1 protein-coding gene and 1 pseudogene (1 of these 2 only partly in view) are annotated in these 12658 nt (G+C 73.6%); both read left to right on the top strand.

What is annotated here, in order from left to right:
• Window positions 1-5306 (top strand): annotated as a pseudogene (locus EEJ42_RS10870) (type I polyketide synthase); the annotation flags it as partial.
• Window positions 5300-12658, top strand: partial view of a type I polyketide synthase gene (locus EEJ42_RS10865; RefSeq protein WP_425472875.1) — the start only. The gene runs 18156 nt beyond the window's last position; only the first 7359 of its 25515 coding nucleotides appear in the window; its start codon is at window positions 5300-5302; the stop codon falls past the right edge of the window. The pseudogene EEJ42_RS10870 and the gene EEJ42_RS10865, both read left to right, overlap by 7 nt.

The following is a 12658-nucleotide window of genomic DNA, read 5'->3' as shown; positions in this document are numbered from 1 at the left end:
CGCGGGCACGCTCGCGCCGGTGCTGCGCGGACTGGTCCGGGTGCCGGTGCGGCGCGCGGTGGACACCGCCGCGGGCGGCGCGGCCGGGCTGGCGGAGCGGCTGGCCGGGCTGAGCACGGCCGAGCAGGACCGGGCGCTGCTGGACCTGGTCCGTACGCAGGTGGCCGCCGTCCTCGGCTACGCGGGCCCGCAGGCCGTCGACGAGGGCCGGGCGTTCAAGGACCTGGGCTTCGACTCGCTCACCGCCGTCGAACTGCGCAACCTCCTCCGCGAGGCGACCGGGCTGCGGCTGCCGCCGACCCTCGTCTTCGACTACCCGACCTCGGCCGCGCTGGTGGGCCACCTGCGCGACGAGATCATCGGGGACCGGGCCGCCGAGGCGATCGTGCCCGCCCAGGTGACCACCGCGGCCGACCAGGACGACCCGATCGCGATCGTCGCGATGAGCTGCCGCTTCCCCGGTGGCGTACGGTCGCCCGAGGAGCTGTGGCAGCTGCTGCTCGCCGGGGACGACGCCATCACCCCGTTCCCCGCCGACCGCGGCTGGGACCTCGCCACCCTCTACAGCGACGACCCGGACCTCGAAGGCACCAGCTACACCCGCGAGGGCGGCTTCCTGCACGACGTCGCCGACTTCGACGCCCCGTTCTTCGGGATCTCGCCGCGTGAAGCGCTCGCGATGGACCCGCAGCAGCGGCTGCTGCTGGAGACCTCCTGGGAGGCGTTCGAGCGGGCCGGGATCGACCCCGCGTCGCTGCGCGGCAGCCGGACCGGCGTCTACGTCGGCTCCAACGACCAGGACTATCTGACCCTGTGGCTCAACGAGCCGCAGGGCCTCGAAGGCCACCTCGGCACCGGCNGAGCCGCAGGGCCTCGAAGGCCACCTCGGCACCGGCAACTCCTCCAGCGTGGCGTCCGGCCGCCTCTCCTACGCCTTCGGGCTCGAAGGGCCCGCCCTCACCGTCGACACCGCGTGCTCGTCCTCGGTGGTGGCCCTGCACCTGGCCGCGCAGGCGCTGCGCAACGGCGAATGCTCGCTCGCGCTGGCCGGAGCCGTCACGGTCATGTCGACCCCTGGCGCCTTCCTGGAGTTCAGCCGTCAGCGCGGACTGGCTGCCGACGGCCGGATCAAGGCGTTCTCCGGTGACGCGGACGGCACCAACTGGTCCGAAGGCGTGGGCCTGTTCCTGGTGGAACGGCTCTCCGACGCCCGCCGCAACGGCCACCCGGTGCTCGCCCTCCTCCGCTCCACCGCCATCAACCAGGACGGTGCGAGCAACGGCCTGACCGCGCCCAACGGCCCCTCCCAGCAGCGCGTCATCCGGCAGGCCCTGGCCACCGCCGGGCTGTCGGCCTCCGACATCGACGCGGTGGAGGCCCACGGCACCGGTACGTCCCTGGGCGACCCCATCGAGGCGCAGGCGCTGCTCGCCACCTACGGCCAGAACCGGCCCGAGGGGCGGCCCCTGTGGCTCGGCTCGGTGAAGTCCAACATCGGCCACACCCAGGCCGTGGCGGGCGCCGCCGGAATCATGAAGATGGTCCTGGCCATGCAGCACGGCGCGCTGCCGCAGACGCTGCACGTCGCCGAGCCGACGCCGCACGTCGACTGGTCGGCGGGCGACATCGAGCTGCTGACCGAGGCCCGGCCCTGGCCGGAGACCGACGGCCGCCCGCGCCGCGCGGGCGTGTCGTCCTTCGGCTTCAGCGGCACCAACTCGCACGCCATCATCGAAGCGGCACCGGCTGACGACGACACCGTCTCCGCGGCCGCTCCGGAACGGTCCCTGCCCGTCCTCGCCTGGCCCGTCTCGGGCCGCGACGGCGACGCGCTGCGGGCCCAGGCCACGCGCCTGCACGCCTACGCGGACGGCCACCCCGAGCTGCGCCCGCTGGACCTGGCGTACTCCCTGGCCACCTCCCGCTCCGCCCTGGAACACCGGGCCGTGCTGCTCGGCCGGGACGCGGAACACCTCGGCGAGGGGCTGACGGCCCTGGCCGAGGGGCGCGGCGGCCCCGGGCTCGTCGAGGGCTCGGTGACCGGTGGCCGGATGGCGTTCCTGTTCACGGGACAGGGCAGCCAGCGGCTCGGGATGGGGCGAGAGCTGTACGAGGCGTATCCGGTGTTCGCGGAGGCGCTGGACGCGGTGTGCGCGGAGCTGGACCAGCACCTGGAACGGCCGCTGCGGGATGTTCTCTTCGGGGACGACGCTTCGGTGCTGGACCAGACGGCGTTCACGCAGCCTGCGCTGTTCGCGGTCGAGGTGGCGCTGTTCCGGCTGGTCGAGGCGTGGGGTCTGCGTGCGGACTTCCTGTCCGGGCACTCGATCGGTGAGTTGGCCGCCGCGCATGTGGCGGGCGTGTTCTCGCTGGCGGATGCGTGCGCGCTCGTGGCCGCGCGTGGGCGGTTGATGCAGGAGCTTCCGGCCGGTGGCGCGATGATCGCGGTGCAGGCGTCGGAGGACGAGGTGACGCCGCTGCTGACCGAGCGGGTGAGCATCGCCGCCCTCAACGGGCCCACCTCCGTGGTCATCGCGGGTGACGAGGACGCCGCTCTGGAAATCGCCGCGGCCTTTGAGGCGCAGGGGCGGAAGACCAAGCGGCTGACGGTCAGCCACGCCTTCCACTCGCCGCGTATGGACGGGATGCTGGACGCGTTCCGTGAGGTGGCCGAGGGGCTTTCGTACGAGGCCCCGCGTATCCCGATCGTGTCCAACCTGACGGGCGAGCTGGTCTCCGCCGAGGAGATCACCAGCCCCGACTTCTGGGTGCGCCATGTCCGCGAGGCGGTGCGCTTCCTCGATGGTGTCCGCACCCTCGAAGCGCAGGGCGTGACGACGTACGTCGAGCTGGGCCCCGACGGTGTCCTCACCGCCATGGCGCAGGACTGCGTCACCGCCGACGACAACACCGCCTTCGCGTCCGCCCTCCGCAAGGACCGCCCCGAGGCGGAGGCCGTCACCACGGCGCTCGCCCAGGCGTACGTCCGAGGCGCCGGGGTGGACTGGACGGCGTTCTACGCCGGGGCCGGTGCGTCCCGCGTCGAGCTGCCCACGTACGCCTTCCAGCGCCGCCGCTACTGGCCCGACACCACCCCTGAAGGGGCCGTCGAAACCACCGTGGACGCGGTGGACGCGCGGTTCTGGGACGCCGTGGAGCGCGAGGACTGGCAGTCGCTGGCCACCGAGCTGCGCGTCGAGGGCGACCAGCCGCTCAGCGCGGTGCTGCCCGCGCTGTCGTCGTGGCGCCGCACCCGGCGCGAGGAGTCCGCCGCCGACGGTCGCCTCTACAACGTGACGTGGAAGCCGCGCCCGCAGGCACCGTCCGGTGCCCCGTCCGGCACCTGGCTGGCCGTCGTCCCCGCGAGCCTCGCCGAGGACCCGCGGGTCGCGGCGGTGGCGGACGACCTGGCGCGGCGCGGAGTGCGCGTCGTACGCGTCGAACTGGACGTGGCGGACACCGATCCCCACGCCCTCGCCGTGCATCTCGCGTCGGCCGACGGCCCGGTGGCCGGTGTCCTGTCGCTGCTGGCGCTGGACGAGCGACCGCACCCGGAGCATCCGGCGGTGCCGGTCGGTCTCGCGCTGACCGGTGCGCTGGCCGAGGCGCTGGCGCTGCGGGGCGACGAGGCTCCGGCGCGCCTGTGGTGCGTCACCCGGGGCGCGGTCTCGACCGGGGCCGGCGACGCGCTGGACAGCGCCACCCAGGCCCAGGTCTGGGGCTACGGCCGGGTCGTGGCGCTGGAGCAGCCCGAGCGCTGGGGCGGTCTGGTCGACCTGCCGGACACGCTGGACGAACGGGCGCTGGACCGGCTCGCGGGCGTACTCGCCGGGGCCGACGACGAGGACCAGGTGGCCATCCGGTCCGCCGGGGTCTTCGTACGCCGCCTGGTGTCCGCTCCGCGTGACCCGGCCACCGCGGCCGCCGAGCCGTGGACGCCGCGCGGCACCGTGCTGGTGACGGGTGGCACGGGCGCGCTGGGGCGGCATGTGGCGCACTGGCTGGCCGACCACGGTGCCGAGCGGCTGGTGCTGCTCAGCCGCCGGGGCCCGGACGCACCGGGCGCGGCCGAGATCGTGGCCGAACTGTCCGGCACCGACACCGCCGTGACCGTCGAGGCATGCGACGTGGCCGACCGCGAGGCACTCGCGGCGCTCGTGGAGAAGCTCGCGGCCAACGGCACCCCCGTACGGGCCGTGGTGCACTCGGCGGGCATCTCGCAGGAGCCCGGTACGGGCAGCGAACTCCCCGAGTTCGCCCGGATCGTGGCGGCGAAGACCACCGGAGCGCTCCACCTCGACGCCCTCTTCGGGGAGGGCGCCGAACCGCTCGACGCGTTCGTGCTCTTCTCCTCCATCGCCGGGGTGTGGGGCAGCGGTGGCCAGGGCGCGTACGCGGCGGGCAACGCCTTCCTCGACGCGCTCGCCGAACAGCGCCGCGCCCGTGGCCTCACCGCCACGTCCGTGGCCTGGGGCCCGTGGGCGGAGAGCGGCATGGCCACCGAGGGCGACGCCGAGGAGCAGCTGCGCCGCCGCGGCCTGCCGCCGATGGCGCCGGACCTGAACATGGCCGCCTTCCAGCGGGTGCTGTCCCGCCGGGAGACCGCCGTGACCGTGGCCGATGTCGACTGGGAGCGTTTCGCCCCGTCCTTCACCGCCGCCCGCCCCCGCCCGCTGATCGACGACCTGCCGGGCGTCCGCACCCTGCTGCGGGGCGGCGCCGACGGTGAGTCGGCGGACCGGGGGACGGACGCGGACGGCGCGTCCGCGCTGCGGGAGCGTTTGGCGGCGCTGCCCGCGGGCGACCGTGAGGACGCGGTGCTGGAGGTGGTCCGTACCCATGTGGCCCGCGCCCTCGGTCACTCCTCGGCCGACGAGGTCGAGGCCGGACGCGCGTTCAGCGAGCTGGGCTTCGACTCGCTCACCGCGGTCGAACTGCGCACCCGGCTGGGCGCGGCCACCGGTCTCCGGCTGCCGACGAGCCTCGTCTTCGACTACCCGAACCCGGCCGCGCTCGCTGCGCATCTGCTCGGCGAGCTGGCACCTGCCGCTCCCGGCCACGTTCCGGCTGATGTGGATCTCGATCCGCAGGACGCCGAACTGCGCCGCACCCTGGCCACCATCCCGATGAGCCGGATCCGGGAGGCCGGTCTGCTGGACACGCTGCTCCAGTTGGCCGATCCGCAAGCAGCGACCCCTGGCACGAGCCGCGCCGAAGATGACGCCGAGTCCATCGACGACATGGACGTCCAGCACCTCATCGACATGGCGCTCGACCTCGACGGCCTCGACGGCACCGAATCCTGACGCGGCCCAAGCACGGAGTACACGACACGATGACTACCCCCAACGAAAAGCTCGTTGACGCGCTGCGGGCCTCGCTGAAGGAAACCGAGCGGCTGCGTCGGCAGAACCAGCAGCTCACCGACGCGTCCCGGGAACCGATCGCGATCGTCGGTATGAGCTGCCGGTTCCCCGGTGGCGTCGGCAGCCCCGAGGAGCTGTGGCAGCTCGTCGCGGGCGGCCACGACGCCATCTCGGGGTTCCCGACCGACCGCGGCTGGGACATCGAGTCGCTGTACGACCCGGACCCGGAGCACGAGGGCACCTTCTACGCCCGCGGGGGCGGCTTCCTCTACGACGCGGACCAGTTCGACCCCGGGTTCTTCGGGATCTCGCCGCGTGAGGCGCTCGCCATGGACCCGCAGCAGCGGTTGCTGCTGGAGACGTCGTGGGAGGCGTTCGAGCGGGCGGGCATCGACCCGGCGGTGCTGCGCGGCTCCCGCACCGGCGTGTTCGTCGGCGCGTCCACGCAGGCGTACGGGGCGGGTGAGTACGACCTGCCGGAGGGTGTCGAGGGCCATCTGCTCACCGGCACCGCCTCCAGCGTCGCGTCCGGGCGGCTCAGTTACGCCTTCGGCCTCGAAGGCCCGGCCGCCACCATCGACACCGCATGCTCGTCGTCCTCGGTCGCGCTGCACCTGGCGGTCCAGGCGCTGCGGCAGAGCGAATGCTCGCTCGCCCTGGCGGCGGGCGCGACCGTGCTCGCGTCGCCCGATGTGTTCGTGGAGTTCAGCCGTCAGCGCGGACTGTCCGCCGACGGCCGCTGCAAGTCCTTCGCTGCGTCGGCCGACGGCACCGGCTGGTCCGAGGGCGTGGCCGTGCTGCTGGTCGAGCGGCTGTCGGACGCGGTACGCAACGGCCACCAGGTGCTCGCGGTCGTGCGCGGTTCGGCGGTCAACCAGGACGGTGCGTCGAACGGTCTGACGGCGCCGAACGGCCCGTCGCAGCGGCGCGTCATCCGCCAGGCCCTGGAGAACGCCCGCCTCACGCCCGCCGACGTCGACGCGGTCGAGGCCCACGGCACGGGTACGACGCTGGGCGACCCGATCGAGGCGCAGGCCCTGATCGCCACCTACGGCCAGGACCGGCCGGAGGGGCAGCCGCTGTGGCTCGGCTCGCTGAAGTCGAACATCGGCCACACCCAGAACGTCGCCGGAATCGGCGGCGTCATCAAGATGGTCATGGCGATGCAGCACGGGGTGCTGCCGCAGACCCTGCACGTGGACGAGCCGACGCCGCACGTCGACTGGTCGGCGGGTGACGTGTCGCTGCTCACCGAGGCGCGGGAGTGGCCGGAGACCGAGGGCCGTCCGCGCCGGGCGGGCGTGTCGTCGTTCGGCGTCAGCGGCACCAACGTCCACACCATCATCGAGCAGGCGCCCGAAACCGAATCGGCGGAGGCCGCCCCGGCTCCGACGGTGGCCCCCGCCATGCTCCCGTGGGTCCTGTCCGGACGCGGCGCCGCCGCGCTGCGCGCCCAGGCCGAGCGCCTGGCCGCGCACGTCCAGACCCACCCCGACCTGCGCCCGCTCGACCTCGGCCACGCGCTCGCCACCACCCGGTCCGCCTTCGACCACCGCGCGGTGGTCGTCGCGGGCGACCGCGACGGCTTCCTGACCGGGCTCGGCACCCTGGCGACCGACGGGGACACCCCGGGGCTGGTGCAGGGTTCGCCGGTGCCGGGCAAGGTGGCGTTCCTGTTCACCGGGCAGGGCAGCCAGCGGCTGGGGATGGGGCGTGAGCTGTACGAGGCGTATCCGGTGTTCGCGGAGGCGCTGGATGAGGTGTGCGCGGAGCTGGACCAGCACCTTGAGCGACCGCTGCGGGATGTGCTGTTCGGGGATGACGCTGCGGTGCTGGACCAGACGGGGTTCACTCAGCCTGCGCTGTTCGCGGTCGAGGTGGCGTTGTTCCGGCTGGTCGAGGCGTGGGGTGTCAAGCCGGACTTCCTGTCCGGGCACTCGATTGGTGAGCTGGCTGCCGCGCATGTGGCGGGTGTGTTGTCGCTTGCGGATGCTGCGAAGTTGGTGGCGGCTCGTGGGCGGTTGATGCAGGAGCTTCCGGCCGGTGGCGCGATGATCGCGGTGCAGGCGTCGGAGGACGAGGTGGCCCCGCTGCTCACCGAGTGCGTCAGCATCGCGGCCCTCAATGGGCCCACGTCTGTGGTCATCGCGGGTGACGAGGACGCGGCGCTGGAGATAGCCGCCGGTTTCGAGGCACAGGGTCGTAAGACCAAGCGGCTCACGGTCAGCCATGCGTTCCACTCGCCGCGTATGGACGGGATGCTGGAGGCGTTCCGCGAGGTGGCGCAGGGGCTGTCGTACGAGGCCCCGAAGATCCCCATCGTGTCGAACCTGACCGGCACCGTGGTGTCCGCCGAGGAGATCACGACTGCCGATTTCTGGGTGCGTCATGTCCGTGAGGCGGTGCGTTTCCTCGACGGTGTCCGGGCCCTCGAAGGCAAGGGCGTCACGACGTTCATCGAGCTGGGCCCGGATGGTGTGCTCTCTGCGATGGGGCAGGAGTGTGTGTCCGGTGAGGAGGCGGCGTTCGTCTCCGTCTGCCGCAAGGACCGCTCCGAGGTGGAGTCGCTGACGACCGCTGTCGCGCGGGTGTTTGTGCGGGGCGTGGCGGTGGACTGGGCTGGCTTCTTCGCGGGGACCGGTGCGTCCCGCGTGGACCTGCCGACGTATGCGTTTCAGCATGAGCGGTTCTGGCTGGAGCCGGGCGCCGGGTCTGTGGGTGATGTGGCGTCGGTGGGGTTGGAGCTGGCGGGGCATCCGTTGCTGGGTGCGGCGGTGTCGTTGGCGGAGTCCGACGGGCTGTTGTTCACGGGTCGGTTGGGTGTGGATTCGCATCCGTGGCTGGCCGACCATGTGGTGCGCGGTGCGGTCGTGGTGCCGGGTACGGCGTTTGTGGAGTTGGCGGTGCGGGCCGGTGACCAGGCCGGTTGTGACCATCTCGATGAGCTGACCTTGCATGCGCCGCTGGTGCTGCCCGAGCGTGGCGGTGTCCGGCTTCAGGTCACCGTCGGCGCCCCGGACGAGGGCGGACGGCGATCCCTCACCGTCTCCTCCCGCGCCGAGAACGCCGCCCCCGACGCGGCATGGGTCCGCAACGCGAGCGGTGTGCTGGCCTCCGGTGCCCCGAGCCCGTCGTACGACCTGACCGAGTGGCCGCCGACCGCCGCCGAGGCGATCGAGACCGACGCGCTCTACGGCCGACTGGCCGAGGCGGGCGTGCAGCACGGCCCGCTGTTCCAGGGCCTGACGGCGGCCTGGCGGCGCGGTGACGAGCTGTTCGCCGAGGTCCGGCTGCCGGAGGACGCCAACCCCGGCGCCGAGCGGTTTGCCGTACACCCGGCGCTGCTGGACGCCGCCCTGCACACCCTGTGCGCCAACGGGGATGCCCCGCAGCTGGCCGCGGACTGGCAGGGCGTCTCCCTGTACGCGGAGGGCGCGTCCGCGCTGCGCGTACGGATCGGGTCGGCCGGAGCCGACACCGTGAGCGTGGCACTCGCCGACGCCGCGGGTGAGCCGGTCGCCACCATCGACGCACTGCGCTGCCACCCGCTCCCCGAAGACCTCGGTGGCGACGCGGACGCACAGTGGCAGCACCTGTTCCGGCTGGAGTGGGTGGCTCCCCAGGCCCCGCAGGCCGCCGAGGCCGGACCGGACGCCGTCGCCCGCCGCGTCGTCCTCGGTGACGAGGACCCGTACGCCATGGTCGCGAGCGGCGTGGCCGCCACCTCCGTACCGGACCTGGCGGCGCTGAGCGCGTCCGTCGAGGCGGGAGACGCCGCCGCGCCGGAGCTGGTGTTCGCCTCCTTCGCGCCCGTACCGCAGGGCCCGGACAGCGGCCCGGACGAGGACGTGGCCGGAGCCGCCCACCGGGAGGCGCAGCGCGCGCTGGCCCTCGTCCAGGAGTGGCTGGCCGACGAGCGGTTCGCGGACGCGCGGCTCGTGGTGGTCACCCGGGGCGCGCTGGCCGCCGGGGACGAGGAGCAGGTCACCGACCTGGCGCACGCCCCGCTGTGGGGTCTGGTGCGTTCCGCCGAGACCGAGAACCCGGGCCGTTTCGTCCTCGTGGACCTCGACCACGACCCCGACGAAGCCTCCTCCGTCGCCGCGCTGTCCGACGCCCTGGCCACCGGGGAGCCGGAGCTGGCCGTTCGTGCGGGCCGCGCCCTCGCGCCCCGCCTGGCCCGTGCCACGACGGAGGACCGTACCAACGGCGCCGCTCCGGCGTTCGACGCCGATGGCACCGTCCTCATCACCGGCGGCACCGGCGCCCTGGGCCGTCTGCTCGCCCGCCACCTGGTCGCCGAGCACGGCGTACGCCACCTGCTGCTCACCAGCAGGCGCGGCGCGGACGCCGACGGCGCCGCCGAGCTGGCCGCCGAACTCCGCGAGCAGGGCGCCGAGATCACCCTCGCCGCCTGTGACGCCGCGGACCGCGACGCGCTCGCCGCGACCTTGGCCGCCATACCGGCCGAGCACCCGTTGACGGCCGTCGTGCACACCGCCGGTGTGCTGGACGACGGCACGGCGGCCGCCCTGACGCCCGAGCAGCTGGACCGCGTCCTGCGCCCCAAGGTCGACGCGGCCTGGAACCTGCACGAGCTGACGCGTGGCCGCGCCCTCTCCGCGTTCGTCCTGTTCTCCGCCATCGCGGGCACGCTGGGTGGTGCGGGCCAGGCCAACTACGCCGCCGCCAACGTCTTCCTCGACGCGCTCGCCGGACACCGCCGCGCCACCGGTCTGCCCGCCACCTCGCTGGTGTGGGGCCTGTGGGCCGAGTCCGGTGGCATCACCGGCGATCTGAGCGAGACCGATCTGCTGCGGCTGGCCCGCAGCGGCATGGGCGCGCTGTCCGACGACGAGGGCATGGCGCTGTTCGACACCGCCTGCTCCACCGGCCGCACCATGCTGATCCCGGCCCGGCTCGACCTCGCGGCGCTGCGTACCGCCGCCGGCACGGGCCCGGTTCCGGCCCTGCTGCGCGGGCTGATCCGTACGACCGGTCGGCGCACCGCGGCGGGCGCGCTCGCCGCCTCCGGCTCGTCCCTGGCCCAGCGGCTGCGCGCGCTATCGGCGAGCGAGCGCCGCCGTACGCTGCTGGACCTCGTCCGCACCCACGTGGCCACGGCCCTCGGCCACGCCTCCGCCGATGCCATCGAGGCGCGCCGGGCCTTCAAGGAGCTGGGCTTCGACTCGCTCACCGCCGTCGAGCTGCGCAACCGGCTCTCCGGCGCCACCGGGCTCAAGCTGCCCACCACGATCGTCTTCGACTACCCGAACCCCGTCGCCCTCGCGGACCATCTGCGCGCCGAACTCCTCGGCCCGGACGCCGACTCGGGCGACGAGGACGACCGGCAGCCGGACACCGCCGGCACGGCCGCCCCCCTCGCCGACGACCCGATCGCCATCGTCGCCATGGGCTGCCGCTACCCCGGCGATGTGCGCTCGCCCGAGGACCTGTGGCAGCTCGTGGCCACGGACGCCGACGCCATCACCGGATTCCCCGTCAACCGCAACTGGGAGGTCCAGTGGACGGACGAGGACGCCGACGCGGCGCCGTCCGACTACGCCCGCAGCGGTGGCTTCCTGCATGACGCGGACCTCTTCGACGCCTCGTTCTTCGGCATCTCGCCGCGCGAGGCGCTCGCGATGGACCCGCAGCAGCGGCTGCTGCTGGAAACCTCCTGGGAGGTGTTCGAGCGCGCCGGTATCGACCCGGACGCGCTGCGCGGCCGCTCGGTCGGCGTGTTCGTCGGCGCCGCCTACAGCGGCTACGACGCGGGCCTCGAACAGGCCGGCGCGGAGGTCGCGGGCCATGTGATGACGGGCAACGCGGGCAGCGTCATGTCCGGCCGCATCGCCTACGCCCTCGGCCTCGAAGGCCCCGCGGTCACCGTCGACACTGCGTGCTCGTCGTCGCTGGTGGCGCTGCACTGGGCCATCCAGGCGCTGCGGCAGGGCGAATGCACCATGGCCCTCGCGGGCGGTGTCACCGTGATGACGACGCCCGGCCACTTCACCGAGTTCGGCCGCCAGGGCGGCCTCGCCGCGGACGGCCGCTGCAAGGCGTTCGCCTCCGGTGCGGACGGCACGGGCTGGGGCGAGGGCGTCGGCATGCTGCTGGTGGAGCGGCTGTCGGATGCCCGGAAGAACGGCCACCAGGTGTTGGCGGTCGTGCGCGGTTCGGCGGTCAACCAGGACGGTGCGTCGAACGGTCTGACGGCGCCCAACGGCCCGTCGCAGCAGCGTGTCATCCGCCAGGCGCTGGCCGGTGCGGGCCTGTCCGCCGCCGAGGTGGACGCCGTTGAGGCGCACGGTACGGGGACGACGCTGGGCGACCCCATCGAGGCGCAGGCGCTGCTCGCCACGTACGGCCAGGACCGCGATGCCGACCTGCCGCTGTGGCTCGGCTCGGTCAAGTCCAACATCGGCCACGCCCAGGCGGCGGCCGGTGTCGCCGGAATCATCAAGATGGTCATGGCCATCCGTCACGGCCTGCTGCCGCGGACGCTGCACGTGGACGCGCCGTCGCCGCACGTCGACTGGGCGGACGGCGCGGTGTCGCTGCTGACGGAGGCGCGGGAGTGGCCGGAGACGGGCCGTCCGCGCCGGGCGGGTGTGTCGTCATTCGGCATCAGTGGCACCAACGCGCACACCATCATCGAGCAGGCGCCCGTACTCGTCGTTGACGAGACGCAGCCGGAGAACCGGCCGACCGGTGTGCTGCCGTACGCGCTGTCCGCACAGGGCACCGACGCCCTGCGGGCCCAGGCCGAGCGGCTGTACGCCCACCTCACGGCGCACCCCGCCCTCGCACCGGCCGATGTCGCCCACACCCTGGCCACCGGCCGCGCCGTGCTGGACCAGCGCGCGGTGCTGGTCGCCGACGGCCGGGACGAACTGCTGCGCGGGCTCGACGCGCTGGCCCGGGGCGAGTCCGCTCCGGGGCTCATCGACGGCACGGCCGCCGAGGGCGATGTGGCGTTCCTGTTCACGGGCCAGGGCAGCCAGCGGCTGGGGATGGGCCGTGAGCTGTATGACGCCTATCCGGTGTTCGCGGAGGCGCTGGATGCGGTGTGCGATGCGCTGGACCCGCATCTTGAACAGCCCCTGAAGACGGTCCTGTTCGGGCACGATGCGGCGGTCTTGGACCAGACGGCGTTCACTCAGCCTGCGCTGTTCGCGGTCGAGGTGGCGTTGTTCCGGCTGGTCGAGGCGTGGGGTCTGCGTGCGGACTTCCTCTCCGGGCATTCGATCGGTGAGCTGGCCGCCGCGCATGTGGCGGGTGTGTTCTCG

Source organism: Streptomyces botrytidirepellens, from assembly GCF_003721215.1.
Taxonomy (GTDB): Bacteria; Actinomycetota; Actinomycetes; order Streptomycetales; family Streptomycetaceae; genus Streptomyces; species Streptomyces himastatinicus.
Note: the sequence above shows the minus strand (reverse complement) of the source record. Positions and strands in the feature narration are given on the sequence as shown.